The following is a 24,337-nucleotide window of genomic DNA, read 5'->3' as shown; positions in this document are numbered from 1 at the left end:
GCTATTTCCATGACGCACGCAATTCCGGCATGATGGCGGCCTGGTCGCCCTCGCCGGCGCGATTTTCCTGTGCGCAAGCCTCCCGTCAAAGGTTTGCGCCTCATCAACGGTGTTCAAAAGGGGATATTCCATGCTGAAGAAACTCGCACTTGCCGTTTCGCTCTCCGCCTTCGCGGCGGGCGCGGTTCAGGCCGCAGACGTCGTCGTTTCGTCGAAGATCGACACCGAGGGCACGCTGCTCGGCAACGTCATTGCGCTTGCTCTCGAAGCGAACGGCATCAAGACGCAAGACCGCATCGCGCTCGGCGCCACGCCGGTCGTGCGCAAGGCGATCACCGCAGGTGAAATCGACATCTATCCCGAATACACCGGCAATGCCGGCTTCTTCTTCAACAAGGCCGACGATGCCGCCTGGAAGAACATCGATCAGGGCTACGAGCTGGCGAAGAAGCTCGACTACGACGCCAACAAGATCGTCTGGCTGACACCCTCGCCCGCCAACAACACCTGGGCGCTCGCCGTGCGCAGCGATGTTGCCGAACCGAACAAGCTGAAGACCCTCTCCGACTTCGGCAAATGGGTGGCCGGCGGCGGCACCGCCAAGCTTGCGGCCTCTGCCGAATTCGTCAATTCGGCCGGCGCGCTTCCCGCCTTTCAGACGACCTACGGGTTCCAGCTGAAGCCCGACCAGATGGTCGTTCTCTCCGGCGGCGACACGGCGGCGACGATCAAGGCGGCCGCAGACCAGACGAACGGCGTCAACACCGCGATGGTCTATGGCACCGACGGCGCGATCGAGGCGGCCGAACTCACCGTTCTCGAAGACGACAAGAGCGTGCAGCAGGTCTATGCGCCGACCCCGATCATCCGCGAAGAGGTGCTGAAAGCCAATCCGAAGATCGAGGAAATCCTGTCGCCGATCTTCAAGAGCCTGACCGCCGACGAGCTGCGCAAGCTCAACGCCAAGATCCAGGTCGATGGCGAGCCGGCGAAATCCGTCGCCGAAGCCTATCTCAAGGAAAAAGGCTTCCTGAAATAATCATCCCGCGCTCCGCCCGGCTGCGGGCGGAGCTCCTTTCCCCATAAGGGTGGATCGATGCAAGAAACCTCAGCGGTCCGCAGGCTGGACCGGCTCGGCGTGGTTCTGGTGGCCGGCGGCATCGCGGCGACGGCACTGATGCCCTTCCTCTATGTGAAGGCGAACCGCATTGCCGCCGGCAAGCCGATGCTGCTGACGCAGCTTTTCCCCCAGCCTTCCATCGTCGTCCTGACTGCGCTGCTCGTTCTGACCGCGTTCGCGACGCTATTTCTTCGCAATGCGGTTGGTCGGCTTGCGATCGCCACCCTCTGCCTCGCGGCACTGATCGTCGCCATCGGGTTCGTCTCGACCGCGGCGACGCCGCCCGGCAGCACGGTGGCGCGCATGACACCCGGCGCCGGCTTCTGGGTGCTGTTCGCCGTGATCGGCCTCGTCATTTCCGACGCACTGGTGAAGATCCGGCTGGCGCCCTGGATGCGGGCCGGTACGCTCGCGGCCTATACGGCACTGCTCTTCGTCCTCCTCTCTTCCGGCCTGCTCGACAACCTGTCGATCATGAAGGAGTTTTCGACACGGGCGGCGCAGTTCCAAACGGAGGCGATCTCGCATCTGCTGCTGGCGCTCGGCTCGCTTGCCATCGCCATCGTTCTCGGCCTGCCGCTCGGCATCCTCTGCTTCTGGGTGCCGAAGCTGCGCGCCATCGTGCTGCAGGGCCTGAGCCTCATCCAGACGATCCCGAGTCTGGCGCTCTTCGGGCTACTGATGCTGCCGCTCGGTTATCTCGCAACTCACGTGCCGCTGGCCGCCGCCATCGGCATCCGCGGCATCGGCACGGCGCCGGCGCTGATCGCACTTGTGCTCTATTCACTGCTGCCGATCGTCGCCAACACGGTCGTCGGCCTGCAGGGCGTCGATCCCTCCGTGCGCGATGCCGCGGCCGGCATGGGGTTGACGCGCCGGCAGATCCTCACCGGCATCGACATGCCGCTTGCCTTTCCCGTCATCCTCACCGGTATCCGCATCGTGCTGGTGCAGGCGATCGGCATGGTGACGATCGCCGCGCTGATCGGCGGCGGCGGCTTCGGTATCTTCATCTTCCAGGGGCTCGGCCAGACGGCCATGGACCTCGTCCTGCTCGGCGCCGTGCCGACCGTCTTCTTCGCCTTCTCATCGGCCGTCATCCTCGATGCGGTCATCGAAAGCATCCGGGGGCCTGCCGCATGAGCATGATCGAAATCAGGAACGTCACCAAGCGCTACGGCGCGGCCACCGTCGTCGACAAGGTCTCGATGAGCGTCGAGAAGGGCTCGATCACCGTCATCGTCGGCACGTCGGGCTCCGGCAAATCGACACTGATGCGCATGATCAACCGGCTGGTGCCGATCACCGAAGGCGAGATCTTCGTCGGCGGGCAGAATGTGATCGACGTCGAGGTGACCGAGCTTCGTCGCCGGATCGGCTATGCCATCCAGGGGCACGGCCTCTTCCCGCATCGCACCGTGGCGCAGAATATCGCCACGGTGCCGCAGCTTCTCGATTGGGATTCGACGCGCATTTCCAGGCGCGTCGAAGAGCTGCTCGGGCTTTTCAACCTCGACCCGGCGACCTTTGCCGACAAATATCCGCACCAACTCTCCGGCGGCCAGCAGCAGCGTGTCGGCGTCGCCCGGGCGCTGGCGGCCGAGCCGGAACTGCTGCTGATGGACGAACCCTTCGGCGCGCTCGATCCGGTCATCCGCGGCAAGGCGCAGGACGACCTGCTGGCGATCCAGAAGCAGTTCGGCACGACGATCGTCCTCGTGACCCACGACATGGACGAGGCCTTTCATCTCGGCAACCAGATCGCCGTGATGAGCCAGGGCCGGTTGCTGCAATGCTCGACGCCGGAAAAGATTCTCACCGAACCCGCCGATCCCTTCGTCCAGCAACTGACCGGCACCTCCGACCGGGCGCTGAAGCTGATGTCGCTGCTGCCGCTGCAAGAAAGCATGGAACCGGCCAAAAGCGGTCTCGCCTATGCGCTGCCGCAGTCGCTCAGCCTGCGCGATGCGCTCGCCGAAATGATCTGGCAAGGAGTCGATGAAGCGGCCGTGCAGGACGGCGAGAAGGCGCCGGTCGGGTCGATCTCGATGACGCGGCTTCTCGAACTGGGCCGCAAGGCATGAAATTGATCGTCGCCAACCTCTTCCGCCTGGCGGCGCTTGTCCTGCTCTTGATCCTGCTGTTCAGGACGGAGTGGCTTTCCTTCCTGCTCGTACCGCTGACGAGCAACAATGCGCCCGCGGTCTATACGCAGAACAGCCTTGCCTCGCTTGCCGCCGGCCATCTGCAGCTCGTCATCGGATCGATCGCCTGCAGCGCCGTGCTCGCCGTTCTCGGCGGGATCTTCGTGACGCGGGAAAGCGGCGCGGATTTCCTGCCGCTGTCGCGCGCCATCGCCAATGCCGGGCAGACCTTTCCGCCGGTCGCGGTGCTGGCGCTTGCCGTCCCCGCCACCGGCTTCGGCGCCATGCCAACGCTGATCGCGCTCTTTCTCTACGGGCTGCTGCCGATCTTCGAAAACACGGTCGCAGGGCTGAAGCAGGTGTCACCGCAAGTGCTCGACGCCGCCGACGGCATGGGCATGAACGGAATGCAGCGGCTCGTCCGCGTCGAGCTGCCGCTTGCCCTGCCGCTGATCCTCGAAGGGCTGAAGGTCGCGACCGTGATCAATATCGGCACGGCGACGATCGGCTCGACGGTAGCGGCAAAGGGCCTCGGCGAGGTGATCATCGCCGGGCTGATATCCGACAATACCGCCTTCATCCTGCAAGGCGGGCTGATCGTCGGCCTGATGGCGGTGCTGATCTATGACGCCATGGGCATCATCGAAGCGGCGATCACGCGAAGAATCGGCTTGCGCGCAGCGTAAGAGGACCGCTACCAAGTCTGCCACAGACGAAGCAATGGGAGGCAGACTTGGCGAAGATGATCCACTCCATGATCCGCGTTCTCGACGAGGCGCGCTCGGTCGAATTCTACAGCAAAGCATTCGGCCTTTCCGTCGCCGACCGCGTCGATTTCGAAACCTTTACGCTGATCTATATGAGCAGTGTCGAGACCGGCTTCGAACTGGAGTTGACGGTGAACAAGGGCCGGACCGAACCTTACGATCTCGGCAATGCCTATGGCCATCTTGCCGTCTCCGTCGAGGAGGTGGCGGTCGAGCGCGAACGGCTGGCTAAACTGGGGCTAAAACCAGGGGAGCTGGTGGAGCTCAACCGCGACGGCAAGCTCTTCGGCCTGTTCTTCTTCATCAGCGACCCCGACGGCTACAAGATCGAAGTGCTGCAGCGCCACGGCCGGTTTCTCTAGGAAGCTTTCATGATCGAAAAGACTGAGCTTAATTCCGGCTGGACGCTCCACTGCAACGATACAGGAAGGTCCGGCCTGCCGGATGCGATTCCTGCGGCAGTGCGGGGCTGCGTACATCTCGACCTTCTCGCCAACCGGCTGATCCCTGATCCCTATATCGACGTCAACGAGATCTCCAACGACTGGATCGGCAAGACCGACTGGACCTATCGCTGCCGCTTCGAGGCCGTGCCCGACGATGACAGGGTGCAGGAACTCGTCTTCGACGGGCTCGATACGATCGCGGTGATATCGCTCAATGGCGAAGAGATCGGCCGCAGCTTCAACATGCACCGCACCTATCGCTTCGATGTGTCCGGACTGCTGAAAACAGGCGCCAACGAACTTATCGTCAGCTTCCGCTCGGCTTACGCCTATGGCGCCGAGATGGAAAAACATTACGGCTACCGTCCCAACAACTATCCGGGACCGGGCAATCTAATGCGCAAGATGGCCTGCAATTTCGGCTGGGACTGGGGGCCGACGCTGGTGACTGCGGGTCTCTGGAAACCGGTGCGGCTGGAAAGCTGGAATCGGGCGCGGCTTGCGGAAACACGGGTGTCCGCAACGCTTGCCGGCGGCGACGGGTTGGTGAAAGTGCATGCCCGGCTGGCGCGGCATGGCGAAGGTGCGGCGTGCCGGCTTGTCGCCGCGATCGGTGACGTAACCACGGCTGTCGCGGTTGCTGCCGGCGAGAACGAGGTCGCCTTCGAGCTTCGCCTCCCTTCGCCGCAGCTCTGGTGGCCGCACCATCTCGGCGCGCAGCCACTCTACCCGATGACGCTCGCGCTCATTGACGATGCCAGCGGAGACAGGCTCGATACTTACGAGCGGGAGCTCGGCTTCCGCTCGCTCAGGCTCGATACCTCGGCCGACGAACACGGCTCAGCCTTCACCTTCGTCATCAACGACGTGCCGCTGTTCATCGCGGGCGCCAACTGGATTCCGGACGATTGCTTCCCCTCACGGGTGACGGCGGAGCGCTATGCCGCGCGGATCGAAGAGGCAAAGGCCGCCAATATCCACATGCTGCGCGTCTGGGGCGGCGGCATCTTCGAGCGCGACGAGTTCTACGAGGCCTGCGACCGCATGGGCATGCTGGTCTGGCAGGATTTTCTCTTTGCCTGCGCCGCCTATCCCGAAGAGGAGCCGCTGAAGAGCGAGGTCGAGGCTGAGGTGCGCGACAATGTCGTGCGGCTGATGCCGCATGCCTCGCTGATCCTCTGGAACGGCAACAACGAGAATATCTGGGGCTTCGACGAATGGGGCTGGCGGCCGATCATCAAGGCCGGCGAAAGCTGGGGGCTCGGTTACTACCTCGAGCTGCTGCCCAAGCTCTGCGCCGAGCTCGACCCGGACCGGCCCTACTATCCCGGCAGCCCCTATTCCGGCTCGATGGAGATCGAGCCCAATGCCGATGCACATGGCTGCAAACATATCTGGGACGTCTGGAACGATGTCGGCTACGAGGTCTACCGCAATTACATCCCGCGCTTCTGCTCCGAATTCGGCTGGCAGGCGCCGGCCAACTGGGCGACGATCGAAGAAAGCGTGCACGATAAGCCGCTGACGCCGCAATCGAACGGCGTCTTCCACCATCAAAAGGCGACGCAGGGCAATGACAAGCTGATCCGCGGCCTCGCCGGCCACCTGCCGGAACCAACGACGATGGAAGATTGGCACTTCGCCACTCAGCTCAATCAGGCACGCGCCATTCGCTTCGGCATCGAACACATGCGCTCGCATCGGAATATCTGCAAGGGCGCGGTAGTCTGGCAGTTCAACGACTGCTGGCCTGTGACCTCCTGGGCGGCGCTCGATTCAGCCGGGCGCCGCAAGCCGCTCTGGTATGCGCTGAAGGCCGCCTATGATCCGCGCCTGCTGACCATCCAGCCGCGGGGCGGCGGACTTGCAGCAGTGGCGGTCAATGAAAGGACGCTGTTCTGGCGGGCGAAGATCAGCGGCAAGCGTTTGAAGCTCGATGGCACCGTGCTTGCCGAGTTCGAATTCTGGCGGCTGCTCTGCGACCGCTTCGAAGCCAAGGAATTTCCGCTGCCGGAAGATATCGTCAGTCCAGGCTTACCGAATAATGAGGTAGTCGTCGTCGACATGCTCGATCGGCGGGCGTTGCATTATTTCGTCGAGGATATCGAGCTTGCCCTGTCAGTGCCGCGGCTGAGCGTCGATGTCGCGGCGATTGAGGGTGGCTATGCGATCAGGGTGACGGCCGGGAATTTCCTGAAGGATCTCTGCCTGATGGCGGATCGGCTGGATCCGGATGCCGTCGTCGATTCGATGCTGGTGACGCTGCTGCCGGGCGAGAGTCACGTGTTTGCGGTCAAAACGGCGAAGGTAATTTCGGCCAATGATATTATTGTCGGTACAGTGCTGCGGTCGGCCAATGATATTGTCGCAGGGAACTAAAGAGCTTTCGTATGGGCTGCCGGCTACACGGTTGAAAAATGTGGGATCGCCATGCTCTTCTACCCTCTCACCAAGTCAGTTTATGTGGCCACAGGCACCACCTTTCCTCCGTCATTCCTGTGCCCGTCACAGGAATCCAGCCACCGCGCGTCGGCGCGGTGAGTGACTCTCCTGAAAGCAAGAGAATCTCCTGCGCCCAAGGACTTGGGCGCGCTGGATCCCTGTGACAAGCACAGGGATGACGGAGGACAGGTAGTGCCCGCCCAATTAAGCATCAGGCGCGTCGAGGATTAGAAGATGGGGCGGCCGCGCCGGGATGCGGGAGAGAAATGGCTGGAGGTTACTCCCGGGACTCCTCATTTCGCTGTCCGCCGCAAGAATGGGGGAAACCAAGCGTCTACCGATCGAGTGCCGATGACCTCACGTAAAGAAGCTCATCGCCACGCACCAAAAAGGCCCCGCATCGCACGGGGCCCTTCCAGCTCGGTCCATCGGACGCGAATTACATCCAGTAGGGCGGCACGCCGTAGTAGTCGTAGACCCGGCGGCCATTGTCGTTGTACCAGGTGTCGTCATCGTCCGAATAGCTTGGTGCGCCCTCGATCTGCTCCTTCGTCAGGTCGATACGATAGCCATCCAGCTGGGTGTCGTAGTTCAGCTTTTCCCAGGGAAGCGGATAGTGATCGTGGCCGATGCCCAGGAAGCCGCCGAAGCTCAGCACGGCGTAGGCGACGCGGCCGTCGCGCTTTCCAAGAATCAGGCGTTCGATCGAGCCGATATGCCGGCCATCGGCACCATAGACTCGCGTGCCTTCGACGCGGTCGCTGGCGATCAGCGAAGGCGTATCCTTCACATCAGGGTCGCGGCGGCTGGCGTCGGTTTCCTCGTTCAACATTGTGCACCTCCTTTTGGTGTTCCTCATGGTGAGTGTGCAAGGTCAACGTCATGGCGGACTCAAAGTTCCCCATGTCAGGCACGATCGCGCGGTCGCAATTGTTGACGTTTACGTCAAGGTTAGTATAGCTTCAATCTCGGCTTGAACCATTCAAGCAATGGCATAAGCTGCCGGACTGGAAGGTAAGGATACTTCCAGTCGATTCCCGGCTAGACCGGCGCGGCGGCCGCAAGGGAGAGAAAACACGATGAACAGCATTTCCGCCCATCCGAACGGAGTAAAGCCCGACAAACCCTGGCTTGCCTCCTATCCGGATATCGTTCCCGCCGAGCTTCCGCCGCCGGAACATGCATCGCTTGCGGAGCTGCTCGAAAAATCCTGCGCGCGTTATACCGACCGGACAGCCTTTTCCAGCATGGGCAAGGCGATGAGCTACCGCGAATTGGAAAGCCAGACGCGCAAGGTGGCTGCATGGCTGCAGAGCATCGGGCTTCAGAAGGGCGACCGCGTGGCTGTGATGATGCCGAACGTGCTGCAAAATCCGATCGCGACGTATGCCATCTTGCGCGCCGGCCTCGTCGTCGTGAACGTCAACCCGCTCTACACGCCGCGCGAGCTCGAGCACCAGTTGCGGGATTCCGGCGCCAAGGCGATCTTCGTCTTGGAGAATTTCGCCCGCACCGTCGAACAGGTTCTCAACAAGACGGATCTGCGCCATGTCGTCGTCACCTCGCTCGGCGAGATGCTCGGGCCGAAGGGGCTGATCGTCAATTTCGTCGTGCGCAAGGTGAAAAAGCTCGTTCCCTCCTGGTCGATCCCTCAGCACAAGAGCTTCGGCCATGTGCTGCGTGAAGGCGCCGGCAAGAAACTGCAGCCGGTTGCGCTTGCAGGCGGCGACATCGCCTTTCTACAATATACCGGGGGGACGACGGGCGTCGCCAAGGGCGCCGTACTGACGCATCAAAACCTGCTTGCCAACAAGCTGCAGCTGTCGCTCTGGCTCAGATCCGCCTTCGAGCGCAAGAAGCAGCCGGAGGTGCTGAACTTCCTCTGCGCCTTGCCGCTCTATCACATCTTCGCGCTGACGGTGAACTCGCTGATGGGCATGTCGCTTGGCGCCCACAATATCCTGATCGCCAATCCGCGCGACATTCCCGGCCTCGTCAAGGAATTCGGCAAGTCGAACATCCACATCTTCCCCGGCCTCAACACGCTGTTCAACGCGCTGATGAACAATGCCGATTTCGCCAAGCTCGACTTTTCCTCGCTGACCATGTCGCTCGGCGGCGGCATGGCCGTGCAACGTCCGGTCGCCGAACGTTGGCTTGATATGACCGGCACGGCGATAACCGAAGGCTACGGCCTTTCCGAGACGTCGCCGGTCGCCACCGCCAACCGCTTCGATTCGCCTGAATTCACCGGTTCGATCGGCCTGCCTATCCCTTCCACCGAACTCGATATCCGCGATGAGGCGGGTCAATCGCTGCCGCTCGGCGAAATCGGCGAGATCTGCATCCGCGGGCCGCAGGTGATGGCCGGCTACTGGCAGAAGCCGGAGGAAACGGCGCGGGTGATGACCGCCGACGGCTATTTCCGCTCCGGCGACATGGGTTTCATGGACGAACGCGGCTACACCAAGATCGTCGATCGCAAGAAGGACATGATCCTCGTCTCGGGCTTCAACGTCTATCCGAACGAGATCGAGGAGGTCGCCGCCATGCATGGCGGCATCCTCGAGGCCGCGGCGATCGGCGTGCCGGACGGGCATTCCGGGGAGGCGGTTAAGCTCTTCGTCGTCAGGAAGGATCCGAACCTGACGGAAGCGGAGGTGAAGGCGCATTGCATCGCCAATCTCACCAATTACAAACGCCCGCGCTTCATCGAATTCCGCACCGAACTGCCGAAATCCCCCGTCGGCAAGATCCTGCGCAAGGACCTGCGCGGCTGATTTTGACGGTCTGATGAAATTCAACGCCATCCGCTTCCCGCGGGTGGCTTTTTTCATATTGGGGCGGCGGCCGAACTTGATTTGGCCCCGATAAAGCGAATAGTTTCCGCAACCCTTTCCGCCTCCAAAGGAGCCTCCCCATGAACGCCACCGTCGAACAGCTGAAAAGCACTGCCGCCGCCACCAAGGCGACCGATCTCCGTGCGGCCTTCGCCGCCGATGCGCAGCGCTTTTCGCGCTTCTCCGTCGCGCTCGACGATCTCCTGATGGATTTTTCCAAAACGGCGGTGAACGACGAGATCCTCAAGCTGCTGGTCAAGCTTGCCGAAGAAGGCGGGGTCGAGAAGAAGCGCGAGGAGATGTTCTCCGGCAAGGCGATCAACTTCACCGAGGATCGCGCCGTCCTGCACACCGCGCTGCGCAACCGTTCGAACACGCCGGTCCTGGTCGACGGCAAGGATGTCATGCCCGATGTCAACGCCGTGCTCGCCGCCATGGGCAAATTCGCCGACGAGATCCGCTCCGGCGCGCTGAAGGGCGCGACCGGCAAGGCGATCACCGATGTCATCAATATCGGCATCGGCGGCTCGGATCTCGGCCCCGTCATGGCGACGCTGGCGCTCGCGCCCTTCCATGACGGCCCGCGCGCCCATTTCGTTTCCAATATCGATGGCGCCCATATTGCGGACATCCTGAAGCTCGTTCAGCCCGAGACGACGCTCTTCATCGTCGCCTCGAAGACCTTCACCACCGTGGAGACGATGACCAATGCGCAGACGGCACGCAATTTCATCGCCAAGGCGCTCGGCGAAGCGGCCGTGCAGCATCACTTCGCCGCCGTCTCGACGGCGCTCGACAAGGTCGCCGCCTTCGGCATCGACAGCGCCCGCGTCTTCGGCTTCTGGGATTGGGTCGGCGGCCGCTATTCGATCTGGTCGGCCATCGGCCTGCCGCTGATGATCGCGATCGGGCCTGAAAATTTCGGCAAGTTCCTCGACGGCGCCCATGCCGTCGACAATCATTTCCGTAAGGCGCCGATTACCGAAAACCTGCCGATGCTGCTTGGCCTGATCGGCTTCTACCACCGCAATGTGCTCGGTTATCCCACCCGCGCCATCCTGCCCTACGACCAGCGTCTGTCGCGCTTTCCCGCCTATCTCCAGCAGCTCGACATGGAATCGAACGGCAAGGGCGTCACCATCGACGGCACGCCGATCGAGGGCAATTCCGGCCCGGTCGTCTGGGGCGAGCCCGGCACCAACGGCCAGCACGCTTTCTACCAGCTGATCCATCAGGGCACGAGCATCATCCCGGCCGAATTCATGATCGCCGCCAATGCTTTCGAGCCGGAGCTGCGCCATCAGCACCAGTTGCTGATCTCCAACGTTCTCGCCCAATCGGAAGCGCTGATGAAGGGCCGCACCTTCGCGGAAGCCAAGAAGCAGCTGACCGACAAGGGCATGGACGACAAGAAGGCCGATTTCATTGCCCCGCATCGCGTCTTCCAGGGCAACCGTCCGTCGATCACCTTCGTCTACGATAAGCTGACGCCTTACGCGCTCGGCCGGCTGATCGCGCTCTACGAACATCGCGTCTTCGTCGAAGGCGTGCTGTTTCGCATCAACTCCTTCGACCAGTGGGGCGTCGAGCTCGGCAAGGAATTGGCAACGGGCCTGCTTCCCGTCGTCGAGGGCAAGGAGAGCGCGGCATCGCATGATTCCTCGACGCAAGGGCTGGTCGCGGCGCTCGCGAAACTCGCAAAATAGCGGTCGAGGGGCGGCGCACCACCGCCCCTTAGCTCGTGAGGCAGGGCAACTGTCCCTGCCCCATATTCCGGCGGCCTGCCTGTGCCGATAGAGGCGCTCGGGCAGGCTGCGACCGGCCCGCCCGTTGACCGGCCGACGCCGCGATCGGCGCCAACAGCATCATTGCTAAAACTGACCTCGATGCGCTGGGTGCGTGCCTGCCGCGCGATAGGTTCATCGTGCGGAACCGGATGAACCGTTCTTCTAATAGAAAATTGTAGAAAGAATTCTTCCATTCCGCCGGAATCGCCCTAGATTCAAGCAAATTCTGTGCAATGGGTATTTCCGACGACATGGCCTATAAAGCCCGGGACGACGCTCCGTTCCATTGTTTCCGCCGGCCTATACGGCGGCCCCTCCTCCAGGTGGCTCGTTCGCTGTCGGTACCTGCCCAGCATCGCCCCCGTCACATTCAGGAGGTTCTCCGGGACGCTCGTCCCCTCGCGTTTTCATGTCGCATCTCAACTGAAGGAAGCTTATGAGCCGTCTTATCGTCGTTTCCAATCGCGTTCCCGTGCCGAGCAAAGATGGCGGCGCCGCTGCCGGCGGCCTCGCCGTCGCGCTGCAGGCAGCGCTGCAGGAGCGCGGCGGCATCTGGATGGGATGGTCGGGAGAATCGAGCGGCGACAGGGAACCGGGCGCGTTGTCGCTGCAGCAGAAGGGCAACATCACCTATGCCCTCACCGACCTCACCGACACCGACGTCGAGGAATATTATCGCGGTTTTGCAAACCGCGTTCTCTGGCCGATCTGCCACTACCGCCTGGATCTCGCCGAATACGGCCGAAAGGAAATGGCCGGTTACTTCCGCGTCAACCGGTTCTTTGCGCACCGACTGGCGCCGCTGATCGAGCCGGACGACATCATCTGGGTTCACGATTATCACCTCATCCCGCTCGCCGCCGAACTGCGCCAAATGGGGCTGAAGAACCGGATCGGCTTCTTTCTGCACATTCCCTGGCCGCCGGCCGACATTCTCGTCACCATGCCGGTCCACGAGGAAATCATGCGTGGGCTCTCGCATTACGATCTCGTCGGCTTCCAGACGGACTATGATCTCCAGAATTTCGCCGGCTATCTCAGAAGGGAGGGCATTGGCGACGACCTTGGCGATGGATTGTTCGCTTCGCATGGACGGACGTTCAAGGCCGGCACCTATCCAATCGGCATCGAAACTGCTGGATTCGCCGAATTCGCCGAAAAAGCGGCAAACAACGTCATGGTCCAGAAGACCCGGCGCAGCATCGAAGGCCGCGACATGATCATCGGGGTCGACCGGCTCGATTATTCTAAGGGCATCATTCAGCGGCTGGAAGCGTTCGAGCGCTTCATCACCGGCAATCCGGCCTACCAGAACAAGGTGACTTTTCTGCAGGTCACCCCGAAATCGCGATCGGAAGTTCCCGAATATGAGCATATGCAAAAAATGGTCGCCGAGCAGGCCGGCCGCGTCAACGGCGCCATCGGAACGGTCGACTGGGTGCCGATCCGATATGTCAACCGATCGATCAGCCGCAACGTGCTTGCCGGCCTGTACAGGCTGGCGACGATTGGACTGGTCACGCCGCTGCGCGACGGCATGAACCTCGTCGCCAAGGAATATGTCGCCGCCCAGGATCCGGATCGACCGGGTGTCTTGGTGCTGTCACGCTTTGCCGGCGCGGCACGAGAATTGAAAGGCGCGCTGCTGGTCAATCCCTATGATGTCGAAGGCACCGCCAATGCGATTGCGCGGGGGCTCGCCATGTCGCTTGAGGAGCGCCGCGATCGCTGGAGCATGATGATGGAGCATTTGCTCTCTCACGACGTCTCGCTGTGGTGCAAAGATTTCCTGCGGGATCTGGTTCTTATCCCAGAGCTTCGACCCGAGCGCGGCTCGCTGACAGCCTCCTGATCGGGCCACCTCGCTAACCATGCGGAGTTTCGATTTGAGCCTTAAAGCCCGATCTCATGCGCCCAGGGCGGGTTGGCGCCGGCGCGGGAGACGGTGACGGCGGCGGCTTTGGCGCCGAGCGTCAGGGCGTTGCGCACCGCCTGTTCGTCGAGCGAGGCGACCTGCGCCTTGGTCAGCAGGCCATCCCGCTTCAGCGAGGCCAGCACGCCGGCATCGAAGGTGTCGCCGGCGCCGACCGTGTCGACGACTGCGACGCGCTCGCTCGGCACCGTCACCTTGCGCTCCCTGGTATAGCCGGAAGCGCCTTCGGCACCCTTGGTGATCACGACGAGCTTGGCGCCATGATCGAGCCAATGGGCGGCGAGCGCATCATGATCGCCTGAAAGGCCGAACCAGTCGAGGTCCTCGTCGGAGAACTTCACGATGTCGGACTTGGACGCCATGCGCTTGATGCGGGCCATATGCGCCGGCTTGTCCTTGATGAAGCCGGGGCGGATGTTGGGATCGAGCGAGATGACGCGCTTTTCGGCCTCGCGGTCGAGCAGCGCTTCATAAGTTTCGCCGCAGGGGCTCGGGATCAGGCTGATGGCGCCGAAATGCAGCGCTTCGCAATCGTCACCGAGGGTGGGCAGGTCGGCTTCGGTGATCATGCGGCCGGCGGTGCCCTCGTCGTAGAAGGCATAGGTCGCCTGGCCGTTGACCAGCTTGACGAAGGCGATGGTCGAGGGGCGCTGCGTGATGGCGCAAGGACTGTAATCGACATTGCTCGCCTTCAGCGTCGCAAGCAGGATTTCGCCCATCATGTCGTCGGCAATGCCGGTGAAGAAGGCCGTGGGTATGCCGAGGCGGCCGAGCGCGATCGCGGTGTTGAAGATCGCACCGCCAGCATAGGGCGCAAAACCCTTTTCACCTAGGGTCGTGTCCCTTGGCAGCATGTCGATCAAGGCTTCGCCGCAGCACAAAATCATCGAATTCCTCCCACAGGGCCTATGCGTTCTTCAATCGATTTAAGCGAGCTTTTGTCAAAAGGCTAGAGCGAAAGCTCACTGACGCCACCATTCCTTGCCGACCAGGCCAGTGGTGCATCGAGGAAGGCCTCGACTTCCGACAATGTCCTGTCGTCGAACAGCTTCTGCGCCTTGGCGACCGCCAGCACATTGCGCCACGTGGAGATATGATGCAGCCTGACCTTGCCGTCGGTAAAGCGCTGTTGACCGAAGATGTCGTAGAAGAACAGGGCGATGCCGTGATCGACGATGCCGCCGGCCGCGCGGACCGCATCGATGAACTTGAACATGCTGCCGCCAGCCGTCGTCAGGTCTTCGATGACGAGCACGCGCGAACCTTCCGGCATATTGCCTTCGATCTGGGCATTGCGGCCATGGCCCTTCGGCTGCTTGCGGACATAGATCATCGGCAGGCCGAGGCGGTCGGCGAGCAGGGCGGCGAAGGGGATGCCGGCCGTCTCGCCGCCGGCGATGCAATCGAACTGCTCGAAACCGGCATCGCGCAGCAGCGTGCTTGCGGCGAAATCCATCACCGTCGAGCGGACGCGCGGGAAGGAGAGCAGCTTGCGGCAATCGATATAAACGGGGCTCGCCATGCCGGAAGAGAGCTTGTAGGGCTGGGCGGCATTGAAATGCACCGCCTTGATCTCCCAGAGCATCCTGGCCACCAGTTCAGCCATCACGGCGCGGTCGGGAAACGTGGTCTGGATCATACGGCCCTCCTTCGGTTTTGCATCCCTGCGGCAATAGCAGCAAGAGCTGGCGGTTTCCAGACGCAACAGGGCCGTCAGGCAAGCAGTCGGCCAATATCCGCAACCTGCATCTTCTTGAAGAGCGCAATTGCCTGCGCGCCCTCTCCTTCGTCCAGTGAAACCGCATAGCGGACGGCGGCAGCGAGGAGCTGCATCGTCAGCCGGGCGATCGCCAGAAGCTCGGCCTCGGTCCGCGCCGGCCACAAGAGGCGCAGCACCGACAGTAGGGCTTGCGCATGGAATTCCATGTCTTCGGCATCCACCTGCTGAAGAAGCTTGTCCGTGTGGGTCGCATGCCAGATATCGCGCATGACCGGCTCGCGGCGGAAGAAGGCGTAATAGTCGTCCGCGATCGTGCAAAGCGCGGCGTTCAGTGTTTCAGGGTCCGTCACCTTGGCCAATTCGTCGGCCACGCATTGGCGGCCCTGCTCGTTGAAGCGCTCGGCCAGGGTGCGGATGATCGAGGTCTTATCAGGGAAATATTGATAGAGGGCGCCGAAGGAAAGCCCTGCTCTTTCAACGATCTCGCTCATCTTCAAGGCATCGCTGCCGTTCATTTCGATGAGCTCGGAAGCAACCGTCAGGATCTTTTCGAAGCGCTCGCGTCCGCGCTGCTGGCTCGGAATGCGGCGCAGCTGACCGATCTGTTCCGACGGTCTTCTGCGCGTTGCGGCTGGCAGCTCCGACATCATCTCTCCTTTGGCGGTTGACAAAGAAAATAAGAGAGTTTATCTCGTTTTGCAAATGAGAGAGTTTCTCTTGTTTTGGATCAAGGGAGGAGCACGACATGCAGAATTCCGAAATTGTCCTCGTCGGCGGATCAGGAAAGACCGGCGGCCGCATCCTGAAACGGCTTGAGCAGCGCGGCTTCAACGTGCGAGCCGCATCACGATCCAGCAAACGCGCCTTCGACTGGGAAGACAGGTCGACCTGGCACAGTGCGCTTCAGGGCGCATCGAGCGCCTATGTCGCCTTCCAGCCGGATCTCGCCGTCGCCTCAGCGGCCGACGCCATCGGAGCGCTCGCCAAGGTCGCCGTCGAATGCGACCTTGACCATATCGTGCTGCTTTCCGGCCGTGGTGAAGATGGGGCGCTGCGAAGCGAGGCGGCCCTGAAGGCGTCCGGCATCGATACCACCATCCTGCGCGCCTCGTGGTTCTGCCAGAACTTCAGCGAGGGCGCATTTCTGGAGCAGATCCTTGCCGGCCGGCTGCAATTGCCGGCGGGCGATATTCGCGAACCCTTCATCGATGCCGACGACATCGCCGATGCCGCCGTCGCCGCCTTGACCGAACCGCGCCACCGCAACAAGGCCTACGAACTGACCGGCCCCCGGGCGCTGACATTCCGGGAAGCCGTCGGCGAAATCGCCGCCGCTGCGGGGCGGCCGATCGAATACGAGCAGGTTTCAATGGCCGATTTCACCGGCGGGCTTGCCGCCGCCGGCCTGCCCCAGGTTCTGATCGATCTTCTGGAGGAGCTTTTCGGCCAGGTGCTCGACGGACGCAATTCCGGCGTCATGGACGGCGTAGCCGATATTCTCGGCCGCCCCGCCACCGATTTCCGCCACTATGCCCGCCGGACCGCGGCAACAGGAATATGGAGCGCCTGACCATGCAGATCGTCCTGATCCTCTCGCTCGTCGCCGCTGCGATCGGCAGCGGCCTCGTCGCCGGCATCTTCTTCGCCTTCTCGACCTTCATCATGGCGGCCTTTTCGCGCATCCCGGCAGAACAGGGCATCGCGGCGATGAATTCGATCAACGTGACGATCGTCCGCTCGCCCTTCATGGCGCTTTTCGTGCCGACGGCAATGCTCTGCATCGTCATCACTGTGCTGGCGCTGATGAACTGGCGCGGCGGGGCATCCGCGCTGATGCTGGCGGGCGCCGCTCTCTATGTCCTTGCCTCGTTCCTCTCGACCATCGTCTTCAACGTGCCGATGAACGATGCGCTGGCGAAGGTCGGCGGCAGCGGAACGGAAGCCGCCGCGCTCTGGGCCACCTATCTCAAGGACTGGACATGGTGGAACCACGTGCGGACGATCGCATCCCTGCTCGCCTCGGTCGCCTTCGTCAGGGCGCTGATGATGATTTGAGACGGCGGAGGAGCAATGCTCCTCCGCTGCCCGTTATTTCTGCTCGCAGAAAACGATACGGTTGCTGAAGGGATCGATGACCGTCATCTCCAGCCCCCAGGGTTCTTCCTCCACGCCGGGCTTCATGTAGCGGTAGTCCTTGCCTGAAAGTTCGGCATGATAGGCCCGCACATTCGCGACGCGGACGAAGGTCTTGGCGCCGGGGCTCGCATCGCCGGAATGTTCGCTCAAATGCAGCGCCATGCCATCCCGCGAGACCTGGCAATAAAGCGGAAAGTTTTCGCCAAAGCGATGTTCCCAATCGAGGTTGAAGCCGAGAAAGCCGCAATAGAATTCCATCGCCTTTTCCACCGAGAAGATGCGGAAGATCGGCATTGGCGGCTCAATGCCGATCGCCGATCGGGCAGCATCCGCCGCATCGATCTTCGCCGAGAGCACATTCCATTGCTCGAAACCGAATTGCCGGGCGACGATTTCGAGCGTCTCGCTGTGGGTGAGGGAAATATCGCGGTCGGCAAGGGCCTGCCGCAGTGTCTTTGCCATGAGCTTGGCATCGCGAAAATCGCGCATGTGTCATCCTTCCGTTGGCGGCAAACAGGAAGATCAGTGCCCGCGTCTGCTGACCCGTTCGCCATCGATCGCCAAACGGCAAGGGATGTGAAGGACGGTTTCTGGATGCATTCACCATAACGCCGAGGCGTCGCGGGGCGGCTGGCCGCATCCGGCCGAGAACAATGTTATGAGAGGGCCAGTCGGGAATCAAGACGCCGTGCGCGATGCCTCGACCGGAACCGCCTGAAGATGGCCGGCAAGCTCTACCCGATTGCGGCCAGCGCGCTTGGCGGCGTAGAGCGCCTTGTCGGCGGCGCTCAACATGGCGTCGAAATCCAACGGCGTCGAGCGGCCGGGAGCGACACCGACGCTGACCGTGCATTCCAGCGCCTCGCCGTCGACAGGGATCTCGCGGGCCTGGAAGGCCCGGCGAATACGCTCGGCCGCGAGTTCCGCCCGGCCGGGCATGACCTCCTTCATCACCAGCGCAAATTCCTCGCCGCCGAGACGGGCGGCGGTATCGCCGTCGCGGCAATTGGCTGCGAGTTCCCCGGCGAAGACCTTGAGAACATGGTCGCCGGCGGCGTGGCCGAAGCGGTCGTTGACGGATTTGAAGTGATCGATATCGAAGACGATGACAGCCGTGGTCGTGCCCATCGGGCGCGTGCCGTATTCGTCGAAGAGGGCGCGGCGATTGAGCAGGCCGGTCAGCGGATCGGTGATCGCATCGAGACGATGGCGGGCGGCGAGCCGCCACTGATGCAGCGCCAGCGACAATGCGCCGATCCCCGTCATCCCGGCGATGCAGACGGCAAGGCTCAGATCCTCAGCCCAGTTGTTGGGCGCTTTGCCAAGCACCAGCTTTCCGTCGAAGAACAACACGGCGGCGCAGAGGACGAAGGAAATTGCGGTCAGCGTATAAAGCGCCGTGATGCCGAGGATCGGCGCCGGCGCCTCGGCGCGGGCAAGCCAATATTGCCGCGCCGTGGCAAAGAGCAGCGCGGCAATCGCGAGATTTTCAGCCATGAAGGCCAATCCGTCATAGCCTGCTATCATCGGCGGAATGGAAAAGGCCATCGCGGCAAGGGCGCGCAGCGAAATGGAAAAGAAGGACAGGCGACCGGTGCAGAACTGATGGCCGGCGCCCCAGATGGTGGCGAAACCGGCTTGGAACAGCACGAAATTGGCGACGCCCACCCATTTGTCGGGCGTATTCACATAGGCGCTGTAGACGAAAATACCGCTGACGACGAGCACGAGACCGATGGTTGCGGTGAGCAATACCGTTTCGGCCCGGCGGACAAGCCAGCTGCCCATCAGCGTCACCGCCAGACATGCCGCCGAAACACCCAGCGCCAGCAGGAGGGAGTTGTAATCAAGCATCATGCTTTCAATCTCCGCGGCTGCCGCCGCGCCGGATAATGTTCACAGCCACGTGTCGGTGATCCGGAATGTCTTACGCATTCCGTTAAAAAATCATGCACCGCACAAAACAATGTTACGGATTTAACACCGCGCGCAAGGTTTCCGGCAAAAATCTATTTAAAATTGAATATGGGAGGTGAATTTTAGGTTAAAAGCTGCCAGTGCAGCGGAAACATGGGATCGAAAACCGTCACTGGACCGGCTCCGGTTTCTATCTTCGCGGGAAAAACGACCGGCTCGGCCTGCCGTGACAGCGTGATGCGCTCCTCGTTCGGAGCTAGCCCGTACCAGGCCGGCCCGTTCAGCGAGGTGAAGGCTTCGAGCCTGTCGAGAGCGCCCTCTTCCTCGAAGACATGGGCGAGGCAGCTCATCGTGTTGATCGAGGTGTAGATGCCGGCGCAGCCGCAGGCGCATTCCTTCAGCGGATCGACATGCGGGGCCGAATCCGTGCCGAGGAAGAAGCGGGCATCACCGCTCACGGCGGCGGCGCGCAGCGCCAGACGGTGGTTTTCGCGCTTGGCGACCGGCAGGCAGTAATAATGCGGGCGAATGCCGCCGGCGAGGATGGCGTTGCGATTGATGATCAGATGATGGGTGGTGATCGAACCGGCGAGATTGCCCTTGGCGGCCTTGATGTAGTCGATGCCGTCCGATGTCGTCACATGTTCCATCGTGACCTTCAGCTCCGGCAGGCGCGTGCGCAGCGGATCGAGCACGGTCTCGATGAAAACGGCTTCGCGATCGAAGATATCGACGTCAGGCGTCGTCACCTCGCCATGGACGCAGAGCGGCAGGCCGATCTTCGCCATGCGCTCCAGCACCGGCATCGCCTTTTCCATGTCGCGCACGCCGCCATGCGAATTGGTGGTGGCACCGGCCGGATAGAGCTTGACGGCAGTGATGAGGCCGCTCCTGGCGCCCTCTTCCACGTCGTCCGGGTTCGTATGCTCGGTGAGATAGAGCGTCATCAGCGGCTGGAAACGATGACCGGCCGGCAGGGCTTTGAGGATGCGCTCGCGATAGGCGGTGGCATCCGCTGTGGTGACGACGGGCGGCACCAGATTGGGCATGATGATGGCGCGGGCGAAGGTGCGGCTCGTATCGGCGATCACGCCTTCCAGCATGGCGCCGTCGCGCAGATGCAGGTGCCAGTCGTCAGGGCGGCGGATGGTGATCGATTGCATGGCAGACCTCCGAAGCGATGCGTCTGCGGCCTGATACCACCAACCATTATATCAAGACAATCGCCGTGGCTTAGCTCTTTGTTTTGATGCATGTCGTTATCCCGGAACCGCTGCACACTTCCGGGCGACATGCATCACGCCAAGGCGATCTCCAGCGTCACATCGGCCGGGCGGCGGTTTTCGAGGATCAGGCGGCCGTTCGGCAGGTCGTTGCCGTAGACCTTGGCGCTGGCAGCCTCTTCGCTGAGATTATAGCCGCGCCAGCGCGCCCAGAGCCGCTCCTCGAGCACTTCGATCGGCGGCGCCAGCATGATCGAAAAATCGAAGATGCCGTCGAGTTCGGCCCATTTGCCCTGCGTAAAGAGCAGATAGTTGCCCTCGATGATGATGAAGCGGTCCTTGGGATCGATCGGCCGGGCCGAAGCGATGGCGAGTTCGCGCGAGCGGTCGAATACCGGCACCAGAACCTCCTGGTCGGCCGGCCTGACGGCGCGGACGATATCCAGGAAACCGCGGACATCGAAGGTCTCGGGAATGCCCTTGCGCGCCAAGAGCCCGCGTTCGATCAAGATGGCGTTATCCATATGGAAGCCGTCCATCGGCAGGACTGCGGCGCTTTCACCCTTGGCTTTCAGCGCCGCCGCCAGATTGTCGGCCATCGTCGATTTGCCCGAACCCGGCGGGCCGGCAATGCCGATCAGGAATCGTTTGGCATCGCCGGCGCGGGTAAGAACCTCGCCGGCGATCTCATCGATGCGTGCACTCATGCAGCAACGGGCTCCGTGGGCGCCGCCTTGGCGCCGGTCATGAAGGCGACGGCGTCCGACATGGTGTATTCCTTCGGATTGATCACCGTGAGGCGCCGGCCGAGGCGGTGGATATGGATCCGGTCGGCCACCTCGAAGACATGCGGCATGTTGTGGGAGATCAGCACGATCGGCAGGCCACGGGCACGCACATCAAGGATCAGCTCCAGCACGCGGCGGCTTTCCTTGACACCGAGGGCGGCCGTCGGTTCATCCATGATGATGACCTTCGAGCCGAAGGCGGCGGCGCGGGCAACTGCGACACCCTGGCGCTGACCGCCGGAGAGCGTCTCCACCGCCTGATTGATGTTCTGGATAGTCATCAACCCAAGTTCGGAAAGCTTGTTGCGCGCCAGTTTTTCCATCGCCGGCCGGTCGAGCATGCGGAACAGCGAGCCGAGCGGCCCCTTTTTACGGATCTCGCGGCCGAGGAACATGTTGTCGGCGATCGACAGCGCCGGCGACAAAGCGAGGTTCTGGTAGACGGTCTCGATGCCGGCTTCGCGCGCTTCCATCGGCGAGCGGAACTGCACCTGCCGGCCTTCGAGGGTGATCACACCCTCATCCGGGGTGACGGCGCCTGAAATCGCCTTGATCAGCGAGGACTTGCCGGCGCCGTTATCGCCGATGACGGCGAGGATTTCGCCGGGGTAAAGGTCGAAATCGGCATTGTCGAGGGCGGTCACGCGGCCATAACGCTTGACCAGACCGCGGGCGGTAAGAAGGGGTTCGCGAGCCATGATTACACCGAAACCTTTCTGATCCACTGATCGATGGCGACGGCGGCGATGATCAGCACGCCCGTCAAGAGGACTTTCCATTGCGGGTCGGCGCCGAGCATGTTGAGGCCCATCGACACGACGCCGACAATCATGGCGCCGAAGAGCGTGCCGAGAATGGAGCCGCGGCCGCCGAAGAGCGAGATACCGCCGATCACAGTCGCGGTGATCGCCTGCAGGTTATAATCGGTGACCGCCGAGGAGGGCGAGATCGAGCCGTTGCGGCCGATCGAGACCCAGGCGGCGAAGGCGGCGATGACACCCGAAATCGTATAGACGGTCAGCAGCACTTTCTTGGTCTGGATGCCGGAGAGCTTTGCCGCCTCCGGATCGTCGCCGACCGCATAGACATGCCGCCCCCAGGCGGTGTGATTGAGGATGTACCAGAGCAGGAGGACGAGCAGCACCATGGCGATGACGCCGAGCGTCAGAACGGCACTGCCGACCTTGAAACTCGCGGCGAAAAGATGCAGCAGCGGCGCCTGTTCGTCGACGTCGGTATCGCGGATCGTCTCATTGGCGGAATAGATGAAATTCGTCGCCATGACGATATTCCAGGTACCGAGCGTGACGATGAAGGGCGGCAGTTTCATGAAGGCGACGAGGAAGCCGTTCAGCAAGCCGCAGAGGCCGCCGACGAGGAGGCCGCCGATCACGGCGATCGGCGTCGGTATGCCGTAGGTGATGGCGACATTGCCCATGATGACAGCCGAGATCACCATGATGACGCCGATCGAAAGGTCGATGCCGGCGGTCAGGATGACCAACGTCTGGGCGGCGCCGAGAATACCGACGATGGCGATCTGCTGCAGGATCAGCGTCAGCGTATAGGACGAGAAGAACCGTCCGCCGATCGTTGCCCCGAAGATGATGATCGCCAGCACCAGCACGATCAGCGGCACGGCGGCCGGCGTCGAGTGCAGAAAATGCTGCGCACGCTTGATCAGCGAGACGTCCTGGTGCTCGAAGGAGGCGACGTTCTTGTCGCTGCCGTCGAGGACGCGTTCGAATTCCTGAGTTCCGGTCATGGTTCCTCCTCCGCATCCGCGCGCCGAACCCGCGCGGAGGCCGCCACCCATATTCATCCGTTCGTTGCTTAGCCGGTGGGGTGACGGCACATCGTCCGTCCAAAACGGCCGGGGATCAAGCCCCCGGCCGGTATGCTTCAATAATCAGGCAGGGCTCAGCCCCAGCACTTGTCCGTGCCTTCCTTGGTGTCGATCGACTTGACGCCGGAAACCGGCTTGTCGGTGACGAGCGAGACGCCGGTGTCGAAGAAGGACTTGCCTTCGGTCGGCTTCGGCTTTTCACCCGAGTCGGCGAACTTCTTGATCGCCTCGATACCGAGCGACGCCATCAGCAGCGGATATTGCTGCGAGGTGGCGCCGATGACGCCTTCCTTGACCGACTTGACGCCAGGGCAACCGCCGTCGACCGAAACGATCAGCACGTTCTTTTCCATGCCGACGGCCTTCAGGGCCTGATAGGCGCCGACAGCGGCCGGCTCGTTGATCGTGTGGATGACGTTGATGCCCGGATCCTTCTGCAGAAGGTTTTCCATGGCCTTGCGGCCGCCTTCTTCATTGCCGTTGGTCACGTCATGGCCAACGATGCGCTTGTCGTCTTCGTCGCCGATCTTGTCCGGATTCTTCGGGTCGATGCCGAAACCGATCATGAAGCCCTGGTCGCGGAGAACGTCGACCGTCGGCTGCGACGGCGTCAGGTCGAGGAAGCCGACCTTGGCATCTGCAGCCTTGTCGCCGAGCGTTTCCTTGGCCCACTGGCCGATCAGCTTGCCGGCGAGCAGGTTATCGGTGGCGAAGGTGGCGTCGGCGGCGTCAGCCGGCTCGAGCGGCGTGTCGAGTGCGATGACCAGCAGGCCAGCGTCGCGGGCCTTCTTGACCGCAGGCACGATGCCCTTTGTGTCCGAAGCCGTGAGCAGGATGCCCTTCGCGCCGTCGGCGATGCAGCTTTCGATCGCGGCGACCTGGCTTTCGCTGTCACCATCGATCTTGCCGGCGTAAGACTTCAGCGAAACGCCGAGTTCCTTGGCCTTGGCGGTCGCGCCTTCCTTCATCTTGACGAAGAAGGGATTGGTGTCGGTCTTGGTGATGAGGCAGGCGGAAACGTCTGCCGCCATTGCAGGTGCAGAGAAAGCGACGCCGAGCGCGAGCGCGCCGAAAGCGAGAACTGATTTCTTCATGAACTCCTCCCAGAGTTTGCCGGCGCCGCCCATGCGGGCCGGATTTTTCGAGATGTGACACTTCGCTTCGGTCGCTGCCGCTTCCGAAGCCGCCCGTGCCCTTGACGACGGCAATTAAGAGCGAAAGAAATCGG

General features: G+C 62.2%; 22 protein-coding genes. 11 read left to right on the top strand and 11 right to left on the bottom strand.

Annotation, left to right across the window (positions count from 1 at the left end):
- The first annotated feature begins 130 nt into the window (after nt 1-130).
- The 6 genes from ATY76_RS21405 to ATY76_RS21380 are packed head-to-tail and all read left to right on the top strand — an operon-like array spanning nt 131 to nt 6,856.
- Complete coding sequence (locus ATY76_RS21405; protein WP_088676709.1) at nt 131-1,039, top strand: ABC transporter substrate-binding protein; 909 nt, start codon at nt 131-133, stop codon at nt 1,037-1,039.
- Nucleotides 1,040-1,096: 57 nt separating this feature from the next.
- Nucleotides 1,097-2,263 (top strand): ABC transporter permease, encoded by a 1,167-nt coding sequence (locus tag ATY76_RS21400; RefSeq protein WP_088676708.1) that lies wholly within the window; start codon nt 1,097-1,099, stop codon nt 2,261-2,263.
- The gene (locus ATY76_RS21395; protein ID WP_088676707.1) at nt 2,260-3,204 is read left to right on the top strand and encodes an ABC transporter ATP-binding protein; all 945 of its coding nucleotides are present in this window, start codon (nt 2,260-2,262) and stop codon (nt 3,202-3,204) included. The genes ATY76_RS21400 and ATY76_RS21395 overlap by 4 nt, the downstream gene beginning before the upstream one ends.
- Entirely contained in the window at nt 3,201-3,950 is a 750-nt protein-coding gene (locus ATY76_RS21390) for an ABC transporter permease (RefSeq protein ID WP_088676706.1), read from the top strand. Before ATY76_RS21395 ends, ATY76_RS21390 begins: the two co-directional genes overlap by 4 nt.
- 47 nt (nt 3,951-3,997) lie before the next feature.
- A complete protein-coding gene (locus tag ATY76_RS21385; protein WP_088676705.1) occupies nt 3,998-4,393 on the top strand; it encodes a VOC family protein in 396 nt (131 codons plus the stop codon).
- Nucleotides 4,394-4,402: 9 nt separating this feature from the next.
- A complete protein-coding gene (locus ATY76_RS21380; protein WP_088676704.1) occupies nt 4,403-6,856 on the top strand; it encodes a glycoside hydrolase family 2 protein in 2,454 nt (817 codons plus the stop codon).
- Nucleotides 6,857-7,358: 502 nt separating this feature from the next.
- Here ATY76_RS21380 and ATY76_RS21375 read toward each other — a convergent pair.
- The gene (locus tag ATY76_RS21375) at nt 7,359-7,751 is read right to left on the bottom strand and encodes a PRC-barrel domain-containing protein (RefSeq protein WP_088676703.1); all 393 of its coding nucleotides are present in this window, start codon (nt 7,749-7,751) and stop codon (nt 7,359-7,361) included.
- Between the two features lie 247 nt (nt 7,752-7,998).
- Here ATY76_RS21375 and ATY76_RS21370 point away from each other — a divergent pair, with 247 nt between their 5' ends.
- The 3 genes from ATY76_RS21370 (at nt 7,999) to otsA (ending at nt 13,398) form a co-directional block, all read left to right on the top strand.
- On the top strand, nt 7,999-9,699 hold the full coding sequence (locus ATY76_RS21370) for a long-chain fatty acid--CoA ligase (RefSeq protein WP_088676702.1): 1,701 nt from the start codon (nt 7,999-8,001) through the stop codon (nt 9,697-9,699).
- Between the two features lie 140 nt (nt 9,700-9,839).
- Nucleotides 9,840-11,465, top strand: coding sequence for a glucose-6-phosphate isomerase (pgi, locus tag ATY76_RS21365; RefSeq protein WP_088676701.1), 1,626 nt, complete (start codon nt 9,840-9,842; stop codon nt 11,463-11,465).
- Between the two features lie 517 nt (nt 11,466-11,982).
- Nucleotides 11,983-13,398: an alpha,alpha-trehalose-phosphate synthase (UDP-forming) gene (gene otsA, locus ATY76_RS21360; RefSeq protein ID WP_088676700.1), complete on the top strand. Its 1,416-nt coding sequence runs from the start codon at nt 11,983-11,985 to the stop codon at nt 13,396-13,398.
- Between the two features lie 41 nt (nt 13,399-13,439).
- Here otsA and ATY76_RS21355 read toward each other — a convergent pair whose 3' ends face one another.
- The 3 genes from ATY76_RS21355 to ATY76_RS21345 form a co-directional block, all read right to left on the bottom strand.
- Nucleotides 13,440-14,366, bottom strand: a complete 927-nt coding sequence (locus ATY76_RS21355) for a carbohydrate kinase (RefSeq protein ID WP_088676699.1) — start codon at nt 14,364-14,366, stop codon at nt 13,440-13,442.
- A 62-nt stretch (nt 14,367-14,428) separates the two neighbouring features.
- On the bottom strand, nt 14,429-15,118 hold the full coding sequence (locus ATY76_RS21350; RefSeq protein ID WP_088676698.1) for an orotate phosphoribosyltransferase: 690 nt from the start codon (nt 15,116-15,118) through the stop codon (nt 14,429-14,431).
- A gap of 74 nt (nt 15,119-15,192) precedes the next feature.
- Nucleotides 15,193-15,846 (bottom strand): TetR/AcrR family transcriptional regulator, encoded by a 654-nt coding sequence (locus ATY76_RS21345; protein ID WP_088676697.1) that lies wholly within the window; start codon nt 15,844-15,846, stop codon nt 15,193-15,195.
- Nucleotides 15,847-15,944: 98 nt separating this feature from the next.
- Here ATY76_RS21345 and ATY76_RS21340 point away from each other — a divergent pair, with 98 nt between their 5' ends.
- Both ATY76_RS21340 and ATY76_RS21335 read left to right on the top strand, forming a co-directional pair.
- Nucleotides 15,945-16,769 carry an NmrA family NAD(P)-binding protein gene (locus tag ATY76_RS21340; RefSeq protein WP_088676696.1) on the top strand — a complete coding sequence of 275 codons (825 nt, stop codon included), beginning with the start codon at nt 15,945-15,947 and terminating at the stop codon, nt 16,767-16,769.
- Between the two features lie 2 nt (nt 16,770-16,771).
- Entirely contained in the window at nt 16,772-17,254 is a 483-nt protein-coding gene (locus ATY76_RS21335; protein ID WP_088676968.1) for an anthrone oxygenase family protein, read from the top strand.
- 33 nt (nt 17,255-17,287) lie between these two features.
- Here the strand turns inward: ATY76_RS21335 and ATY76_RS21330 are convergent, their stop codons facing one another.
- From ATY76_RS21330 to ATY76_RS21300, 7 genes are all read right to left on the bottom strand, one after another.
- Complete coding sequence (locus tag ATY76_RS21330; protein WP_088676695.1) at nt 17,288-17,824, bottom strand: glyoxalase superfamily protein; 537 nt, start codon at nt 17,822-17,824, stop codon at nt 17,288-17,290.
- Between the two features lie 189 nt (nt 17,825-18,013).
- Nucleotides 18,014-19,192 (bottom strand): GGDEF domain-containing protein, encoded by a 1,179-nt coding sequence (locus ATY76_RS21325; RefSeq protein ID WP_088676694.1) that lies wholly within the window; start codon nt 19,190-19,192, stop codon nt 18,014-18,016.
- Between the two features lie 182 nt (nt 19,193-19,374).
- Nucleotides 19,375-20,415: a dihydroorotase gene (gene pyrC, locus ATY76_RS21320; RefSeq protein WP_088676693.1), complete on the bottom strand. Its 1,041-nt coding sequence runs from the start codon at nt 20,413-20,415 to the stop codon at nt 19,375-19,377.
- Nucleotides 20,416-20,549: 134 nt separating this feature from the next.
- On the bottom strand, nt 20,550-21,182 hold the full coding sequence (locus ATY76_RS21315; protein ID WP_088676692.1) for a nucleoside triphosphate hydrolase: 633 nt from the start codon (nt 21,180-21,182) through the stop codon (nt 20,550-20,552).
- Nucleotides 21,179-21,961 (bottom strand): ATP-binding cassette domain-containing protein, encoded by a 783-nt coding sequence (locus ATY76_RS21310; protein ID WP_088676691.1) that lies wholly within the window; start codon nt 21,959-21,961, stop codon nt 21,179-21,181. The genes ATY76_RS21315 and ATY76_RS21310 overlap by 4 nt, the downstream gene beginning before the upstream one ends.
- 2 nt (nt 21,962-21,963) lie before the next feature.
- Complete coding sequence (locus ATY76_RS21305; RefSeq protein ID WP_088676690.1) at nt 21,964-23,028, bottom strand: ABC transporter permease; 1,065 nt, start codon at nt 23,026-23,028, stop codon at nt 21,964-21,966.
- 155 nt (nt 23,029-23,183) lie between these two features.
- Complete coding sequence (locus ATY76_RS21300; protein WP_088676967.1) at nt 23,184-24,203, bottom strand: sugar ABC transporter substrate-binding protein; 1,020 nt, start codon at nt 24,201-24,203, stop codon at nt 23,184-23,186.
- Nucleotides 24,204-24,337 lie beyond the last annotated feature (134 nt).

Source organism: Rhizobium sp. R339 (genome assembly GCF_002211395.1).
Lineage (GTDB): Bacteria > Pseudomonadota > Alphaproteobacteria > Rhizobiales > Rhizobiaceae > Rhizobium.
This window is presented reverse-complemented; position numbering and strand designations above follow the sequence as displayed.

What these genes read in the sequence shown, in the direction of transcription:
- ATY76_RS21405 (WP_088676709.1), top strand. Translation starts at nt 131, where the DNA reads ATGCTGAAGAAACTCGCACTTGCCGTTTCGCTCTCCGCCTTCGCGGCG.
- ATY76_RS21400 (WP_088676708.1), top strand. Translation starts at nt 1,097, where the DNA reads ATGCAAGAAACCTCAGCGGTCCGCAGGCTGGACCGGCTCGGCGTGGTT.
- ATY76_RS21395 (WP_088676707.1), top strand. Translation starts at nt 2,260, where the DNA reads ATGAGCATGATCGAAATCAGGAACGTCACCAAGCGCTACGGCGCGGCC.
- ATY76_RS21390 (WP_088676706.1), top strand. Translation starts at nt 3,201, where the DNA reads ATGAAATTGATCGTCGCCAACCTCTTCCGCCTGGCGGCGCTTGTCCTG.
- ATY76_RS21380 (WP_088676704.1), top strand. Translation starts at nt 4,403, where the DNA reads ATGATCGAAAAGACTGAGCTTAATTCCGGCTGGACGCTCCACTGCAAC.
- ATY76_RS21375 (WP_088676703.1), bottom strand. Translation starts at nt 7,751, where the DNA reads ATGTTGAACGAGGAAACCGACGCCAGCCGCCGCGACCCTGATGTGAAG.
- ATY76_RS21370 (WP_088676702.1), top strand. Translation starts at nt 7,999, where the DNA reads ATGAACAGCATTTCCGCCCATCCGAACGGAGTAAAGCCCGACAAACCC.
- pgi (WP_088676701.1), top strand. Translation starts at nt 9,840, where the DNA reads ATGAACGCCACCGTCGAACAGCTGAAAAGCACTGCCGCCGCCACCAAG.
- otsA (WP_088676700.1), top strand. Translation starts at nt 11,983, where the DNA reads ATGAGCCGTCTTATCGTCGTTTCCAATCGCGTTCCCGTGCCGAGCAAA.
- ATY76_RS21355 (WP_088676699.1), bottom strand. Translation starts at nt 14,366, where the DNA reads ATGATTTTGTGCTGCGGCGAAGCCTTGATCGACATGCTGCCAAGGGAC.
- ATY76_RS21350 (WP_088676698.1), bottom strand. Translation starts at nt 15,118, where the DNA reads ATGATCCAGACCACGTTTCCCGACCGCGCCGTGATGGCTGAACTGGTG.
- ATY76_RS21345 (WP_088676697.1), bottom strand. Translation starts at nt 15,846, where the DNA reads ATGTCGGAGCTGCCAGCCGCAACGCGCAGAAGACCGTCGGAACAGATC.
- ATY76_RS21340 (WP_088676696.1), top strand. Translation starts at nt 15,945, where the DNA reads ATGCAGAATTCCGAAATTGTCCTCGTCGGCGGATCAGGAAAGACCGGC.
- ATY76_RS21335 (WP_088676968.1), top strand. Translation starts at nt 16,772, where the DNA reads ATGCAGATCGTCCTGATCCTCTCGCTCGTCGCCGCTGCGATCGGCAGC.
- ATY76_RS21330 (WP_088676695.1), bottom strand. Translation starts at nt 17,824, where the DNA reads ATGCGCGATTTTCGCGATGCCAAGCTCATGGCAAAGACACTGCGGCAG.
- ATY76_RS21325 (WP_088676694.1), bottom strand. Translation starts at nt 19,192, where the DNA reads ATGATGCTTGATTACAACTCCCTCCTGCTGGCGCTGGGTGTTTCGGCG.
- pyrC (WP_088676693.1), bottom strand. Translation starts at nt 20,415, where the DNA reads ATGCAATCGATCACCATCCGCCGCCCTGACGACTGGCACCTGCATCTG.
- ATY76_RS21315 (WP_088676692.1), bottom strand. Translation starts at nt 21,182, where the DNA reads ATGAGTGCACGCATCGATGAGATCGCCGGCGAGGTTCTTACCCGCGCC.
- ATY76_RS21310 (WP_088676691.1), bottom strand. Translation starts at nt 21,961, where the DNA reads ATGGCTCGCGAACCCCTTCTTACCGCCCGCGGTCTGGTCAAGCGTTAT.
- ATY76_RS21305 (WP_088676690.1), bottom strand. Translation starts at nt 23,028, where the DNA reads ATGACCGGAACTCAGGAATTCGAACGCGTCCTCGACGGCAGCGACAAG.
- ATY76_RS21300 (WP_088676967.1), bottom strand. Translation starts at nt 24,203, where the DNA reads ATGAAGAAATCAGTTCTCGCTTTCGGCGCGCTCGCGCTCGGCGTCGCT.